The following is a 15,916-nucleotide window of genomic DNA, read 5'->3' as shown; positions in this document are numbered from 1 at the left end:
TTTTTTAATATTCAGACAACATGGTAGAAAAAGTTTCTTCTTGGTCCAAAGCTTTGCCCGTACCAACAGCAACACATGATAATGGATCATCTGCTATATGAACTGGTAAACCTGTTTCTTTTGAAAACCTTTTATCAATATTTTTTAATAAAGCTCCACCACCTGTTAATGTTAATCCCATGTCAACCAAATCAGCAGATAGTTCCGGTGGAGTATTTTCTAAAGCATCTTTAATTGCATTAACCATTTCTTTCATAATATCATTTAATGCTTCAGAGGTATCTTCCTCCGTAATATTTACTTCCTTAGGTGTTCCTGATCTAAGATCTCTTCCTTTTACCGGATAAGTATTAGATCCTGTTGGTATGGCTGTTCCCATTTCTTTTTTAATTTTTTCGGCAGTAGTATCCCCTATTAACAAATTATATTCTTTTCTCATGTAATTCACTATTGCAATATCCATTGCATCACCAGCAACTCTTAAAGATTTTGAATAAACCAAACCTCCTAAAGACATAACAGCAATTTCGCTTGTCCCACCGCCTATATCAACAACCATCGAGCCTGTTGCCTCTGAAATTGGAAGTCCAGCACCAATCGCTGCAGCAATTGGTTCTTCAATTAATTGAACTCTTCTAGCTCCAGCAGCTAATGCACTATCTTGAATAGCTTTTCTCTCGACTGGTGTTGACCCCGTTGGTACACAAATTAAAATTCTTGGATTGGCAAACGTGCTTCCTTTATGAACTTTTTTTATAAAGTGTTTAATCATTTCTTCTGTTACAATAAAGTCAGCAATCACACCATCTCTTAAAGGTCTTATAGCGCTTATGTTTCCAGGCGTTCTACCAAGCATAGTTTTTGCCTCATCTCCAACCGCTAGAACATTTTTCTTTCCACCTTGATCAACAATCGCAACAACCGAAGGTTCGTTTAAAACTACACCTTGGCCCTTTAAAACAACTAAAGTATTTGCTGTTCCAAGATCAATTGCCATATCTTGACTCCATATCTTTTTAACACTGTCAAATAATCCCATTATATACCTCTTACCTTTTTGTTTTCTTGCTCCATTGGAGCTGTTTTATCTCGTTTAATAATCATTTTATTTAATGCACTTAAATAAGCATTGGCAGAAGCTACTAATGTATCAGTATCTGCTGCTTGACCAACGGTTGTTTTACCTTTTTCTTCAATTCTAACACTAACAGTTGCTTGAGCATCTGTTCCCTCTGTTACAGCATGAACTTGATATAACTGCAATTTGACATCATGAGGGTATAATACTTTTATGCATTTAAAAATAGCATCTACAGGTCCATCACCTGTTTCGGATGTTTTTTTAATTTCTCCATAAACATCTAAAGTCATTTCCGCTCTTTGAGGTTCACCTGTTCCGGCAAATACTTTTAATGATTTTAGATTAATTGCATTTATTTGATTATCTGTAATAAGACTGTCATCAACTAAAGCCATTATATCATCATCATAAACATGTTTTTTTTTATCTGCTAAAACTTTAAATTTTCCAAAAGCTGATTGAATTACATCGTCAGTAACATCTGCATAACCTAAGTCATTTAATTTTTCCTTAAAGGCATGTCTTCCAGAATGTTTTCCCATAACAAGTGAAGTTTTTTTAACACCTACACTTTCAGGAGTCATAATTTCATAAGTTTCTCTATTTTTTAACATTCCATCTTGGTGAATTCCTGCTTCATGTGCAAACGCATTCTTTCCAACAATTGCTTTGTTAAATTGAACCGGAAATGTTGCATTAGATACAACTTTTGATGCTTTGCTTAATAATTCTGTTTTAATCCCAGTTGAAAAAGGCATTAAATCATTTCTAGTTCTGATAGCCATTACAATTTCCTCCAAAGCAGCGTTACCTGCTCTCTCACCTAAACCATTAATTGTACATTCAATTTGTCTTGCACCTGCTTGAACACCTGCCAAAGAATTTGCAACTGCTAATCCTAGATCATTATGACAATGGGTAGATAAAATTGCTTTATCAATGTTTGGTACTTTATTTTTTAATGTTGAAACAATTTTAGTAAACTCAGATGGAATTGTATAACCAACAGTATCTGGGATGTTTATTGTGGTAGCTCCACTTTTAATTGCCAATTCTACAGTTTTACACATGTAGTCCATGTCAGTTCTTGTTCCATCTTCGCAAGACCACTCAACATCATCAGTAAATTTTCTTGCATAAGCAACATGTTTTCCGATTGACTCATAAACATCTTCGGGTGACATGTTAAGTTTGTGCTTCATATGCAAAGGACTTGTTGAAATAAAAGTATGAATTCGAAATCTTGGAGCATGTTTTAGAGCTTCATAAGCTCTATCGATATCTTTTACAGAGTGTCTAGAAAGACCAGCTGGAATAGAGTTTTTTAAAATTTTACTTACTTCAGAAACTGCCTCAAAATCACCTGGAGATGCAATCGGAAATCCTGCCTCAATAATATCAATTCCCAATTCATCAAATACTCTTGCTATTTGGATTTTCTCCTCCAAGCTCATAGATGCACCTGGTGATTGTTCACCATCTCGCATTGTAGTATCAAATATAATAACTCTATCTTTATCGCTCATTACAAAATTATTTTGAGATGTATAATACAATCTATAAGAGAGAATGCAAAATAATAACTAAATTTACTCTTAATATCCGCTCATTTCAGGCCGTTCAAATCTAATTATAAATAGACTCAATTTTAGGCATCAAGTGTAAAAGTTTTTTTGTGTAATCGTGTTCGGGTTTCAAAAACAGTTCTTCAGTGTTAGCCACCTCACATAATTTACCATCTTTTAATACTCCAATTCTATCACACATTTGCCTTACAACTGGTAAATCATGACTGATAAACAGAATAGTTAAATTTAATTGTTCCTGAAGGTCTTTTAATAAGTTTAAAATCTGTGCCTGAATACTCACATCTAAAGCAGAAGTCGGCTCATCACATACAAGAAGTCTTGGCTGGGTAGCTAATGCTCTTGCAATAGAAATTCTCTGTCTTTGACCTCCAGAAAATTCATGTGGATAACGATCTGCAGATTTCTGCGAAAGCTCAACAGACTCTAGTAAATCATAAATATAATTATTTAAATCAGTGCTTGATATCGAGGGATTGTGAAGTTTAATTGGTTCTGAGATTATATCCTTAACTTTCAATCTTCCGTTTAAAGAAGAATATGGATCTTGAAAAATCATTTGAATTTGTTTTCTAAATTTCATCATTTCTGATTTGTTCTTAATTTTTGTAATACAAACATTATCAAAGAAAATATCTCCAGAAGATGGTTTAAATAAATTTACGATCATTTTAGCAATTGTAGATTTTCCACTTCCACTTTCGCCAACTAAACCAAAAGACTCTCCTTCTTTAATTTCAAATGAAACATTATCAACAGCCATCACCGAATTTTTAGAAGTTTCTGTAAAAAAGTTATCATCAAAACTTTTGTTGAGATTTTTAATTTTGACCAAATCTTGTTCAATAATTTCTTTTTTATTCCATCTGTTTAAAATTTTAATATTACTGTCTTGGTTAGTTTTGTTTTCCTTATCAATTATAACAAATCTAGAAATCTTTTTATTAGTTGGGGGCACTGAACTAATTAAACTTTTTGTATATGTTTCTTTTGGTTTTGTTAAAATTTCTTTTGTTTCACCTATTTCAACTAAATTTCCACTTTTCATCACAGCTACTCTATCTACTGTCTCAGCAATTACTCCCATGTCATGTGTAATTAAAATTACCGCAAGGTTTCTTTCTTTTGTTAATCTTTTAATTAAATCAAGAATTTGAGATTGAATTGAAACATCTAAAGCTGTAGTGGGTTCGTCTGCAATTAAAAGTTCAGGTTCACAACATAATGCAAGTGAAATAACTACTCTTTGTCTCATGCCTCCTGAGAACTGATGGGGATAATTATTAAATCTTGTTTCCGCGTCCTTAATTCCAACTTCTTTCAAAAGATTAATTGATTTAATTTTTGCTTCTTCTTTTGTTAAATCAAGATGTGTTTGGATCGTTTCTATTAATTGTTCACCAATTGTTAATATTGGATTTAAAGAAGTTTGAGGATCTTGAAATATAAGTCCAATTTTTTTACCTCTATATTTTACGATATTTTTTGGATCTTCATGAATATTTAGATCACCTAAAATTACTGAACCACTTGATGCTTTGCCAGGTGCATCAATTAAATTAATAATTGCATTCCCAACCGTACTTTTGCCTGATCCAGACTCTCCTACCAAACCAAGTATTTCTCCTTTATTAACCTCAATATTTATGTCTTTAGCTGCATAAACTGTTTCCTTTCTCATTGGATAATCAACGCTCAAATTTTTTATCTTTAAAAAACTCATTTTTTTAACCTTGGGTTTAAAGTGTCTCTCATCCAATCACCTAAAAGATTTATTGAGAAAGCTAAAATTACTAAAAATATTGCTGGGAAAAAAGTAATCCACCACTCACCAGAAAATAAAAAATCATTTCCTAGTCTTATTAGTGTTCCTAAAGATGGAGTTGTTGGAGGCACACCAACACCTAAAAAACTTAGAGTTGACTCAGCTATGATTGCAAGTGCAAGACCAATTGTTCCTATAACTAATACTGGTCTTAAAATATTTGGTAAAATATGCTTAAACATAATAATTAAATTTGAAACTCCAATTATAGTTGAAGCTGAAACATAATCTTTATTTTTTTCTACCAAGGTTGCTGCTCTTGAAACTCTTGCAAATTGAGGCCACTCGGAAATCCCAATTGCAAATATTAAAACATAAATTGCCATCTCATCATGCATCTCTCTTGTAATTAATCCTCTTGCAATTCCATCAACTAAAAGTGCCATCAAAATACTTGGTACTGTAAGCTGAACATCTGTTAATCTCATTACTACCATTTCATATTTGCCACCAAAATATCCTGCTGTTAACCCTAATCCAACTCCAAGTATCAAACTAAATAAGATTGCTGAAAAACCAACAATTAAAGAAATTCTAGAACCATAAAGAATTGTTGATAACATATCTCTACCTTGACCATCTGTTCCTAAAATAAACTTTGCAAGACCGTCCTCAGTCCAAGATGGTGGGGTAAAAGCTTCCATCAATGATAGAGATGAAGGATCAAATGGATTGTAAGGAGTAATAAATTCTACAAAAAAAGAACAAAAGAAAATTATAAATAAAATTACTGATGATATAATTGCAGTAGGAGACTTTATGAAGCTATGATAAATATCACTATCTTTAATTCTTTCCCAAGTACTTATACTCTTATCCACTAGAAACATCTCCTTTAACTCTAATTCTTGGATCTATAAAATAATATAGAATATCTACAATAAAATTTATCATCACAAAAACAAAAGCAATAAAAACTAGATAAGCAGACATAATTGGAATATCAACAAATTGAACCGCTTGGATAAATAAAAATCCCATCCCTGGCCATTGAAAAACTGTTTCAGTAATAATAGAAAATGCAATTAATGTTCCAATATTAATTCCAGCAATAGTAATTACTGGGATCAATCCATTTTTTAATGCGTGTTTATATTTAATACTATTTTCACTGATACCACGCGCACGTGCAAACTTAATGTAATCTGTTTGTAAAATTTCCATCATCTCAGCTCTTACTAGTCTGATTATATAAGTCATTTGAAATAGACTTAGTGTAACTGACGGAAGTATAATTGCCTTTAACCCTGAGATTGTTAAAAATCCTGTGCTCCAAAAACCAAAATCTACTACCTCACCTCGACCAAAGGATGGTAAAATTCCTAAAATTACTGAAAATAAATAAATAAATAATATACCTATTACAAATGTGGGAAGTGAAACTCCAAGCAAAGAGACTGCTAGAATAACGTCACTTAAAAAACCCTCTCTATTTATACCTGTATAAACTCCTAATAATGTTCCAGTTATAAGAGCAATTAAAGCTGAAATCACTACAAGTTCAATTGTTGCAGGTAATCTCTCAACAATTAAATCAGATACTGGTCTTCTTAATTGATACGAAATTCCAAATTCTCCTTTAGTAGCATTTACAACAAATTTTGAAAATTGAACAGGAATTGGATCCATTAAACCTAGTGTTTCTCTTAATTCAGCTCTCTCTTCATCTGAAGTTTCTTCACCAACCATATTGTTTATTGGGTCGCCAACAAAATTAAACAAAGAGAACGATACAAAGGCAACAACTAGCATTACCAAAGCTGATTGAAACAACCTTTTAAAAAAATATTTTATCAATTTGAGATGATTTTAAAGTTACAAGCCCTCTATGCAAATATAAAGGACTTGTAATAATTTTTTTTAGTTAAAGCTAGCAGTTCTGAATAACGGTTCGTTATTCGGTCTGATAGGTACGTTAACTCCACTTTTAGATGCCCAAGAAATTACTTGGTGGTGAAGAGGAAGATAAGAAATATCATCTTTCACAATTTTCCAAGCATTAGCTATTGCAGCATTCCTTTTGTCTAAATCAACTTCACCTTCCATAACTCTTATAGCAGCATCTACTTCTGAGTTACTAAAGTTAACTTTATTCCAGCTAGCACCACTTTCATATAAATAATGAAATACGTAATGACTATCTAGAGTAGGAACACCCCAACCAAGCATATAGAAATCACCTTGATTATCTTTTAGCTCTTTAAAATGTTTACTTTTAGTTTGTGCAAATAAATTTACATTAACACCAATTTTACCAAACATACCAACAACAGCAGTACAAATTGCTTCATCATTTACATATCTGTCATTTGGACATCTTAGCTCAACATCAAAACCATTTGGATAGCCTGCATCCGCTAATAGTTTTTTTGCAGCATCAACATCATAAGGCAATCTTTTATCAAGCTCTGTAGTGTAACCATTTACACCTGGAAAAGTTATAATTCCTGCTGGTTCACTTAAACCTCTCATAACTTTTTTCTTGATCGCTTCGATATCAATTGCTTGATAAAGAGCTTGTCTTACCTCTTTTTTCTTAAATGGGTTATCACCTGTATTACCAGTTCTTAACTGATCAGCAGCTTGGTCCATTCCTAAGAAAATAGTACGCATTTGAGGAGTACTTTCAACTTTATGAGCTGATGAAGATCCAATTCGTTTTAAATCTTGAACTGGAGCGTCTGTAACCAAATCAATTTCTCCTGATAACAAAGCCGCAACTCTTGTTGCTGCATTTTTAATAGGTAGTAATTCAATTTGAGTTACTTTTTTATCAGTCATTTCACCCCACCAATGTTTATTTCTTTTAAACACTGTTTTTGTATTAGGCTCTCTTAATGTAATTTTGAAAGGTCCTGTTCCTAAAGCATTAGTTGCAGAGAAAGTTTCTTGTCCTGCATCCCAGTTTTGAGGAGACATTGCAAAATTCTTTTCAGACCATGCTTTCGACATTATAAAAATGTTCGATAATTGGTTTAAAAGAATTGGATTGGGCTTACTTGTTGTTATTTTAACTGAGTAATCACCAACAGCTTCAACTCCAGAAATAGTACTAATATATTCTTTAAAATCAGATGTTCTTTGCTTAGCTCTTAAGACACTAAATACAACATCATTAGATGTCATTGCAGAACCATCTGAAAATTTTACATCTTCTCTTAATGTAAATACCCATGTGTTAGGATCAGTTGCTTTCCAACTTTTTGCTAGAGCTGGCTGAATTTTCATATCTACAGCTCGTTCAACTAAAGCTTCATAAACCTGTCTTGAAACTTGAGTGGTTGGTCCTTCGTTTTGTGCGTGTGGATCTAGTGTTAAACTGTCTCCTTGCATTGACCATTTTATAGTTTTGGCCCATGCTGAAGAAAATCCAAATACTAGAACTACAGATAGTAGAACTCTAATAAAATTATTAATTTTCATTATTTCCCTCTTTTCTTTAAATTTATTTAAAAAAGTATAAGTGAAATAACTTAAATATTATAGGTAAAATTTTCTAATAAAATTTAACTTTTATCACTATCTACTAATTTTTTCTTACCAATCCAAGGCATCATAGCTCTTAGTTCTGCACCAACTTTTTCTACTGAGTGCTCTGCTAATTTTGCTCTAGTTGCAAGGAAGTTCTTTTGACCGTTTTTACACTCCTCCATCCACTCTTTTGTGAATTTTCCTGATTGGATATCAGTCAAAACTTCTTTCATTCTTTTTTTGGTTTCTTCTTTATTAACTATTCTAGGACCTGAAACATATTCACCATACTCAGCAGTATTAGAGATAGAATAGTTCATGTTCGCAATTCCACCTTCATAAATTAAATCTACAATTAATTTAACTTCATGAACGGTTTCAAAGTAAGCCATCTCAGGCTCATAACCTGCTTCCGTTAAAGTTTCATAACCATTCTTAATCAGCTCAACTAAGCCACCACATAAAACAGTTTGTTCTCCAAATAAATCTGTTTCAACTTCATCCTTAAATGTAGTTTCAATAATTCCAGATCTTCCACCACCCACTGCAGATGCATATGATAACGCAAGATCTCTAGCTTTACCTGAACCGTCTTGATGAACAGCAAACAAACAAGGAACTCCGCCACCTTTTTCATATTCACTTCTAACTAAGTGACCAGGTCCTTTAGGAGCAACCATAAATACATCTAAATCTTTTCTTGCTTTAATTAAATCGTAATGAACATTTAATCCATGTGCGAATGCAATACTTGTTCCCTCTTTTACTCTTTGTTCAATATGGTTTTTATAAATTTCAGCTTGTAATTCATCAGGTGTTAAAATCATCACCACATCTGCCCAAGCAGCAGCATCTGATAAATTCATAACTTTTAATCCTTTAGACTCAGCTTTAGCAGCGCTAGATGATCCTTCTCTAAGAGCAACAACTATTTCTTTAACACCACTGTCTTTTAAGTTTAAAGCATGTGCGTGTCCTTGGCTCCCATAACCAAAAATTGCAATTTTTTTACTTTTAATTAAATCTACATCTGCATCTTTTTCATAAAACATTTTCATTTTTTTCTCCTTAATTAATTGAATATTTCAGCGCCTCTAGTCATAGCTACCGCTCCAGTTCTTGAGACACTTAAAAGACCGTGCGTTTTTAAATTTTTTGACATTTTATCTATTTCTCGTCTTAATCCTGTAATTTGTATTACGGCTGATTTTTTTGATTGATCTAATATAACTGGATTGAATTTTTTACAAGCATTTAAAGCTTTTTTAATTTTAGCTTTATTTCCAACGATTTTAAACAATGCCATTTCTTTAAATATCACGTTTTTGTCATCTCTTTTAAAATTACCTACTTTATGAACTGGTACTAATTTTTTTAATTGTAGAACTATTTGCTCAATTACTTCTGGAGTTCCAGTAGTCACAATTGTAATTCTTGAAAGGTTATTTTTTTGATCAACTTCTGCAACAGCAAGTGACTCTATATTGTACCCTCTTCCTGAAAAAAGACCTACCACACGTGATAAAACACTTGCCTCATTATCCACCCAAACCACAATTATATGAGTTTCTAATTTACTTAGTTTACTTGGAGTACTGTAAGCTGATTTGGATTTTACCATTAAACTAATGCTTTCCCTTTTCCTGTTATTTTATTTTCTTCCTGATCTTTGGGACCTAGCAACATCTGGTTATGAGGTTTACCTGACGGGATCATTGGGAAACAATTTTCTGCTTGATCTACATGACAGTCAAATATTACTGGGCTATCAATATTGATCATTTCCTGTATCTTTTCGTCTAATTCTTCTGGGTTTTCTGCTCTAATACCTACACAACCATAGGCCTCAGCTAATTTTACAAAATCTGGTAGAGCTTCTGAATAACTTTCAGAATAGTTCTTTTCATGGAGTAGCTCTTGCCACTGTCTAACCATTCCCATGTACTGGTTATTTAAAATAAATATTTTAATAGGTAGATTGTATTGTACAGCTGTAGAAATCTCTTGCATTGTCATTAGAATTGATGCTTCTCCAGCTATATCAACAACAAGTTTTTTAGGATGAGCAACTTGCACACCTACAGCAGCTGGTAATCCATATCCCATAGTCCCCAATCCACCTGAAGTCATCCATCTGTTAGGCTTATTAAATTTATAATGTTGTGCGGCCCACATTTGATGTTGACCAACTTCAGTAGTTATGAATGTATCTTGATTTTTTGTTAATTCATACAATCTTTGAACAGCATGTTGAGGTTTAATAATTTTATTACTATTAATAAAATTTAATGAACCTTTTGTTCTCCATTTTTGAATTTGTTGCCACCATTTTGAAGTTTTTTGTTTATTAGATTTTTCTAAATTTAAATTTTTCTTTTTTAAAGTTTTAATTGTAGATTTAATAACATCTGACACGTCTCCAACAATTGGTAAATCTACTTTTATAATTTTATTTATTGATGATGGATCTATATCAATATGAACTTTTTTTGATTTTGGTGAAAACTCATCTATCTTGCCAGTAATTCGGTCGTCAAATCGTGCACCAATATTTATCAATAAATCACAATCATGCATTGCATTATTTGCTTCATAAGTTCCATGCATACCAAGCATTCCTAAAAATTGATTATCATCTCCTGGATAAGAACCTAACCCTTGAAGAGTTGTGGTAATTGGAAATCCAGTCAAAGAAACTAGCTCTTTAAGTAATTCGCTTGCTTTTGGTCCTGAATTTACTACACCGCCGCCAGTATAAAAAATAGGTTTTGAAGCTTTGTTCATTAGTTCAATTAAACTGTCAATTTCTTTTTGATTAAATCTATTTTTATTTTTTGATTCTTTTTTCTTTTTAGGGTTTGTATATTTTGCTTTTGCAAACTGAATATCTTTTGGAATATCAACTAGTACAGGTCCTGGTCTACCAGTTGTTGCAACCTCAAAAGCTTCATGCATTATTCTTGGTAAGTCATTAATATTTTTAACCAACCAATTATGTTTTGTGCATGGTCTTGTAATTCCGGTTGTATCACATTCTTGAAATGCATCTGTTCCAATTAAATGAGTTGGGACTTGACCTGAAATACAAACTATAGGAACTGAGTCCATATATGCATCTGTCAGAGCTGTAACAACATTAGTAGCACCTGGGCCAGAAGTAACAAGAACTACACCTGGTTTTCCAGATGATCGTGCATAACCTTCTGCTGCATGACCTGCACCTTGCTCATGTCTAACTAAAATATGTTTAATAGATGAATGATTTTTTAGTTCATCGTATATTGGCAGAACTGCTCCACCAGGATATCCAAAAATATGTTCTACTTTCTGATCCTCAAGACACTTAAAAACAATTTCTGCTCCTGTATATAATTTTGGCATTTCGCAATCTAGCTGAAGTTGTACTCATTGGTCAAGTTTTAGAATGACTTATTTAAATATTTTTTAAAAATTTATTAATCTTGAGCGGCTGAAGTTTTAACCAGTTGATCATGTTACCTCTTGCCCATGTACTTTGCCTTTTGGCGTATTGTCTAGTCTTTATTGATATTTTTTCTATAGTTTCTTCGAGATCTTTTTCATTATTCAAGTATGCTTTAATTTCACTAACACCGATTGCTTTATTGACGCTCTTATCTTTCTTAATTTTTAATTTAATAAATCTTTTGACCTCTTTTATTGCACCCAATTTCATCATTAACTTTGTTCTTTTGCTAATTCTTTCAATTAGTTCCTCTCGTGGAAAATCAATATAAATTTTAAAAAAATCATCTTCTTTAAACAAAGACTTTGTATTTTTGAACCAATCATGAAGAGATTTTTTAGTAAATTTTTTTACTTCATATGCTCTTATTGTTCTTTGAGCATCAGTTGGATTAATTTTATTTTTTGAAATAATATCTAGCTTTAATAATTTTTGATAAAATTTTTTTTGACCTAATTTTTCATGCTCTAATCTTATTTCATTTCGAAATCGAATTGGAATATTTGGGATACTTACTAAACCTTCTGACAATGCTTTAAAATATAGTCCCGTACCACCAACAAAAATTGGTATTTTATCTTTTTTTTTAACTTCTTTGATTTTCTTTATTGCAAACTTCAACCAATCACCAGTTGAAAAATTTTTTTTAACACTATGAAAACCATATAAATGATGTTTTATTTTTTGATAATTTTTTGGATCTGGTCTGGCTGATAAAATCTTAAGTTCTTTATAAATCTGCATACTATCAGCATTGATAATTTCCCCATTAATTTTTTTTGCTAATTTAATTGCAAAATTAGATTTACCTGATGCTGTGGGTCCAGAAATTAAAATAATCTTGGATTTTAAATCCATTATTAATCTAGTTTGACACCTATGTATCTTCTTTGATTTTGAGTATTATATATAGCAAATAATATTGTTTTTTGATTTGATTTTAAAACTTTTTTTACAATTTTTTCTAAATCACTTGCAGTTTTAATTTTTGTTTTTTGTGCTTCAACTATAATACTATTTTCGCTTATTGAATTTCTTAAAGGACTTGAGTTACCAATTTTAGTTACTATTAATCCTGTTGTTTGATTGGGTAATTTTCTATTTTTAATATCATCTTTGGTTAATGTTCTTACTGTTATTTTTAAGTCTTTTATTATCAAGTCTTTAGGTGTCTCAGATTGTTTTTCACTTACTTTGAAATCATCAGAAGTTTCTAATCTTCCTAACAAAACATTCTTTGTTATTTCTTTTTTATTTCTCCAAATTTTAACTTTAACAGTTGAGCCAACTTTTGTTTTAGCAACAATTGCAGGAAGCTCTTTCATTTGGTTAATTTTAACTCCATTAAATTCTAAGATAATATCACCAGCTTTCACTCCAGCTTTTGCTGACGGACTATTTTCAGCAACACTTGCAACCAATGCTCCTCTTGGTTCATCTAACTTTTCTATGTCTGCAATTTCTTGTGATACTTCTTGAATTCTAACTCCAAGCCAACCTCTTTTGGTTTCCCCAAATTCAATTAATTGATCTATTACTATTTTTGCACTGTTTGATGGAATGGAAAAACCAATTCCAATAGATCCATTTCTTCCAAGAATTGCTGTGTTAATTCCAATTACATCACCGCTCATATCAAACAACGGTCCACCTGAGTTCCCAGAATTTATTGATGCATCTGTTTGAATGTAATCCTCATATCTTGATAGACCAATTGATCTGTTTCTTGCCGAAATAATTCCAGATGTAACTGTCCCACCTAGACCAAAGGGATTTCCTATAGCTATTACCCAATCACCAATTCTAGCTTTATCAGAATTTCCAAAAGCAACTGGTGTAAATTTTTCTTCTGTATCCAATTGTAGTACTGCAATATCTGATAAAGGATCAGCACCTATCACTTTAGCATTAAATTCTTGATCACCATTAACTCTAACAACAATATCTTCTGCATCTTGAATAACATGATTGTTGGTTACAACTATTCCTTTTTCATCAATAATAAATCCTGATCCTAAAGCTGCTGATTTTCTTTCTTGAGGAGTTCCAAATTCTTTAAACATATCCTCAAAAGGTGATCCAGGAGGAAATTGAAATGGAAAAGGGTTGGTGGTTGTAGTAACTGTTTGAGTAGTTGAAATATTTACAACTGATGGCATTAATCTTTCAGCAAGATCTGCAAATGATGCTGGAACAGTTTTTGAATTAGATTGAATTGATAAACCAAAAGTAAAAACGAGGGTGATTAATATAATTTTAATTTTATTCATGTTAGCTCTTTATATAATAAATAATTACAAAACCTAAAACTGCAAAAATCAGCCCACCTGATCTTAATTGACTGTCTTTAATTAGTTCCATTTTTTTTAACATATTTTTCATTTTTGATGGAAATAAGGCGTACAAAATTCCTTCTATAAAAAGAAAAAGACCAAAAGCTATGATCAGCTCCTTCATAAATTATATTATTGTGATTTAGGTTTTATATTTCCAAAAAACTTAAAGAATTCACTGTCTGGAGACAATATTAAAGATGTGTCTCCTCCAATTAATGCAGTTTCATATGCTTGCATCGCTCTATAAAAAGCAAAAAATTCTGGATCTCTTCCAAATGCTTCTGCAAAGATTTTATTTCTTTCTCCATCACCTTCACCTTTCATGATTTCCGAATCTTTATTTGCATTTGCTAATATTACTGAAACTTCTTTGTCAGCTGTTGAGGTAATAGTCACCGCCATCTCAGCACCTCTTGCTCTAAACTCTTTGGCCTCTCTCTCTCTTTCAGTTTGCATTCTTCTATAAATTGCATCACTATTTGCTTGTGGAAGATCTGCTCTTTTAATTCTTACATCTACAATTTTAATTCCAAATTTTTGAGCTTCTGTATTTACGCCCTCTTGAATTAAAGACATTTGCTTAGACCTATCTTTAGAAAGTAATGTTTGTAATTCTTGTTGACCTAAAACGTTTCTTATTCTTGAGTTTATAATTGTTGCTAATCTTGATCTTGCAACCCTTTCATTTCCAACTGAAATATAGAATTTTAAAGGATCTATAATTTGAAATCTTGCAAACGCATCAACAATTAGTCTTTTTTGATCCGATGCAATAACTTCTGCGGGTGGTGTGTCTAAATTTAAAATCCTACTATCTAAAAAAACAACGTTTTGAATAAAAGGTAATTTAAAATTTATACCTGGTTCAATAATGATTTTTTTAGGATCACCAAATTGAAGAACGATTGCTTGATTCACTTCTTTAACAATAAATACTGAAAAGAAAACTAAAGCCCCTAATATGGTTACTATTGGTAATAATATTTTTTGAGCTTTCATTTAATTACTCACTTTCTTTTTTCCTAATTCTGGTAGTGGGAGATAAGGAACTACACCTGATCCTGCATTTTTCTCAATAATTACTTTTTCAATATCAGCTAAAACTTTTTCCATAGTCTCAAGATACATTCTCTCTTGAGTAACTTCTTTCGCTTTTGCGTATTCGGTGTAAATCGATACAAATCTACTTGCCTCTCCTTCGGCTGATGCAACTACTTTTTGCTTATATGCTTCTGCAGCTTGCATAATTTTTGCAGCTTCCCCTCTTGCTCTTGGGATAACGTCATTAGCATAAGCTTCTGCTTCGTTTTTTGATCTTTCCATATCAGCTCTTGCAGCCTGTACATCTCTAAACGCATCAATAACCTGATCAGGTGGATCAGCTTTTTGTGTTTGAACTTGTGTAATTTGAATACCACTATTGTATTCATCTAAAATTGATTGAATAATTTCTTGGGTTTCTATCTCAATCTTTGCTCTTCCTTCAGTTAAAATTGGCTGAATGTCGCTTTTGGCAATTACCTCTCTCATAGCTGTTTCTGCTGCTGCTTTTACAGTTCCTTGAGGGTCTTGAATTTCGAATAAAAATTTGCCAGCATCTTTAATTACCCAGAATACTGAAAAGTCAATGTTCACAATATTCTCATCTCCTGTTAACATTAAACTTTCTTGAGGCACATCTGCTACTCCGCCTCCCGAAGAAAAACCACTATCTCTTTCAGATCTAAAACCAATATCCATTCTATTTACTTTAGTAACCTTAGGAGTTTCTACTGTCTCCACTGGAAAAGGTATGTGATAGTTAAGACCAGGTTGAGTTGTTTTTACAAATTTACCAAATCTTAAAACAACACCCTGTTCATCAGGTAACACTCTATAAAGTCCACTTGCAAGCCACACAAAAAGTAAAATAATTAAAATTAGACCGATTGGCTTTCCACCTGATTTACTTCCACCAGGTAAAAATTTATTAATTTTGTTTTGGATATCCCTAATTATTGCATCTATATCTGGTGGCGTTGGTCCTTTACCTGAACCATTTCCTCCTCCACCTGGGGGAGACCCCCATGGACTTCCACCTCTGCCTTTATAATCATCTGACATATGACAAAGTATATAGTGTCTTTATTCTAA

The 15,916-nt window shown here is 32.2% G+C and carries 14 protein-coding genes; all 14 read right to left on the bottom strand.

The features are described 5' to 3' along the window. Positions 1-4 precede the first annotated feature (4 nt). Positions 5-1,039 carry a rod shape-determining protein gene (locus ACIJYE_RS01310; protein WP_435090664.1) on the bottom strand — a complete coding sequence of 345 codons (1,035 nt, stop codon included), beginning with the start codon at positions 1,037-1,039 and terminating at the stop codon, positions 5-7. Continuing rightward, positions 1,039-2,607 (bottom strand): 2-isopropylmalate synthase, encoded by a 1,569-nt coding sequence (locus ACIJYE_RS01305; protein WP_435090662.1) that lies wholly within the window; start codon positions 2,605-2,607, stop codon positions 1,039-1,041. The genes ACIJYE_RS01310 and ACIJYE_RS01305 overlap by 1 nt, the downstream gene beginning before the upstream one ends. 100 nt (positions 2,608-2,707) lie before the next feature. Further along, positions 2,708-4,390, bottom strand: coding sequence for a dipeptide ABC transporter ATP-binding protein (locus ACIJYE_RS01300; RefSeq protein ID WP_435090660.1), 1,683 nt, complete (start codon positions 4,388-4,390; stop codon positions 2,708-2,710). Next, positions 4,387-5,322 carry an ABC transporter permease gene (locus tag ACIJYE_RS01295; RefSeq protein WP_435090658.1) on the bottom strand — a complete coding sequence of 312 codons (936 nt, stop codon included), beginning with the start codon at positions 5,320-5,322 and terminating at the stop codon, positions 4,387-4,389. Before ACIJYE_RS01295 ends, ACIJYE_RS01300 begins: the two co-directional genes overlap by 4 nt. After that, positions 5,306-6,289 carry an ABC transporter permease gene (locus ACIJYE_RS01290; protein ID WP_435090656.1) on the bottom strand — a complete coding sequence of 328 codons (984 nt, stop codon included), beginning with the start codon at positions 6,287-6,289 and terminating at the stop codon, positions 5,306-5,308. Before ACIJYE_RS01290 ends, ACIJYE_RS01295 begins: the two co-directional genes overlap by 17 nt. Positions 6,290-6,352: 63 nt before the next feature. Next, the gene (locus ACIJYE_RS01285) at positions 6,353-7,915 is read right to left on the bottom strand and encodes an ABC transporter substrate-binding protein (protein ID WP_435090654.1); all 1,563 of its coding nucleotides are present in this window, start codon (positions 7,913-7,915) and stop codon (positions 6,353-6,355) included. Between the two features lie 83 nt (positions 7,916-7,998). Further along, a complete protein-coding gene (gene ilvC / locus ACIJYE_RS01280) occupies positions 7,999-9,021 on the bottom strand; it encodes a ketol-acid reductoisomerase (protein ID WP_435090652.1) in 1,023 nt (340 codons plus the stop codon). A 14-nt stretch (positions 9,022-9,035) separates the two neighbouring features. Beyond that, a complete protein-coding gene (gene ilvN, locus ACIJYE_RS01275) occupies positions 9,036-9,584 on the bottom strand; it encodes an acetolactate synthase small subunit (protein WP_435090649.1) in 549 nt (182 codons plus the stop codon). Next, positions 9,584-11,344: an acetolactate synthase 3 large subunit gene (locus tag ACIJYE_RS01270; RefSeq protein WP_435090646.1), complete on the bottom strand. Its 1,761-nt coding sequence runs from the start codon at positions 11,342-11,344 to the stop codon at positions 9,584-9,586. The genes ilvN and ACIJYE_RS01270 overlap by 1 nt, the downstream gene beginning before the upstream one ends. A gap of 52 nt (positions 11,345-11,396) precedes the next feature. Beyond that, on the bottom strand, positions 11,397-12,305 hold the full coding sequence (gene miaA / locus ACIJYE_RS01265; protein ID WP_435090644.1) for a tRNA (adenosine(37)-N6)-dimethylallyltransferase MiaA: 909 nt from the start codon (positions 12,303-12,305) through the stop codon (positions 11,397-11,399). Between the two features lie 2 nt (positions 12,306-12,307). Continuing rightward, positions 12,308-13,717 carry a Do family serine endopeptidase gene (locus ACIJYE_RS01260; RefSeq protein ID WP_435090642.1) on the bottom strand — a complete coding sequence of 470 codons (1,410 nt, stop codon included), beginning with the start codon at positions 13,715-13,717 and terminating at the stop codon, positions 12,308-12,310. A 1-nt stretch (position 13,718) separates the two neighbouring features. Next, a complete protein-coding gene (locus ACIJYE_RS01255) occupies positions 13,719-13,904 on the bottom strand; it encodes a DUF2065 domain-containing protein (protein WP_435090640.1) in 186 nt (61 codons plus the stop codon). Between the two features lie 8 nt (positions 13,905-13,912). Then, positions 13,913-14,782: a protease modulator HflC gene (gene hflC / locus ACIJYE_RS01250; protein ID WP_435090638.1), complete on the bottom strand. Its 870-nt coding sequence runs from the start codon at positions 14,780-14,782 to the stop codon at positions 13,913-13,915. Further along, entirely contained in the window at positions 14,783-15,886 is a 1,104-nt protein-coding gene (gene hflK, locus ACIJYE_RS01245; RefSeq protein WP_435090636.1) for an FtsH protease activity modulator HflK, read from the bottom strand. Positions 15,887-15,916 lie beyond the last annotated feature (30 nt).

The sequence above is a fragment of the Candidatus Pelagibacter bacterium nBUS_30 genome (assembly GCF_051201245.1).
GTDB lineage: Bacteria > Pseudomonadota > Alphaproteobacteria > Pelagibacterales > Pelagibacteraceae > Pelagibacter.
The sequence above is the reverse complement of the archived record's forward strand: the minus strand, read 5'-3'. Positions and strand labels throughout refer to the sequence as shown.

Bases quoted from the DNA above. Each gene is read 5' to 3' on its own strand.
- ACIJYE_RS01255 (WP_435090640.1), bottom strand. From the start codon at position 13,904: ATGAAGGAGCTGATCATAGCTTTTGGTCTTTTTCTTTTTATAGAAGGA.
- ACIJYE_RS01260 (WP_435090642.1), bottom strand. From the start codon at position 13,717: ATGAATAAAATTAAAATTATATTAATCACCCTCGTTTTTACTTTTGGT.
- hflK (WP_435090636.1), bottom strand. From the start codon at position 15,886: ATGTCAGATGATTATAAAGGCAGAGGTGGAAGTCCATGGGGGTCTCCC.
- ACIJYE_RS01285 (WP_435090654.1), bottom strand. From the start codon at position 7,915: ATGAAAATTAATAATTTTATTAGAGTTCTACTATCTGTAGTTCTAGTA.
- ilvN (WP_435090649.1), bottom strand. From the start codon at position 9,584: ATGGTAAAATCCAAATCAGCTTACAGTACTCCAAGTAAACTAAGTAAA.
- ACIJYE_RS01295 (WP_435090658.1), bottom strand. From the start codon at position 5,322: ATGTTTCTAGTGGATAAGAGTATAAGTACTTGGGAAAGAATTAAAGAT.
- miaA (WP_435090644.1), bottom strand. From the start codon at position 12,305: ATGGATTTAAAATCCAAGATTATTTTAATTTCTGGACCCACAGCATCA.
- ACIJYE_RS01300 (WP_435090660.1), bottom strand. From the start codon at position 4,390: ATGAGTTTTTTAAAGATAAAAAATTTGAGCGTTGATTATCCAATGAGA.
- ACIJYE_RS01305 (WP_435090662.1), bottom strand. From the start codon at position 2,607: ATGAGCGATAAAGATAGAGTTATTATATTTGATACTACAATGCGAGAT.
- hflC (WP_435090638.1), bottom strand. From the start codon at position 14,782: ATGAAAGCTCAAAAAATATTATTACCAATAGTAACCATATTAGGGGCT.
- ACIJYE_RS01270 (WP_435090646.1), bottom strand. From the start codon at position 11,344: ATGCCAAAATTATATACAGGAGCAGAAATTGTTTTTAAGTGTCTTGAG.
- ACIJYE_RS01310 (WP_435090664.1), bottom strand. From the start codon at position 1,039: ATGGGATTATTTGACAGTGTTAAAAAGATATGGAGTCAAGATATGGCA.
- ilvC (WP_435090652.1), bottom strand. From the start codon at position 9,021: ATGAAAATGTTTTATGAAAAAGATGCAGATGTAGATTTAATTAAAAGT.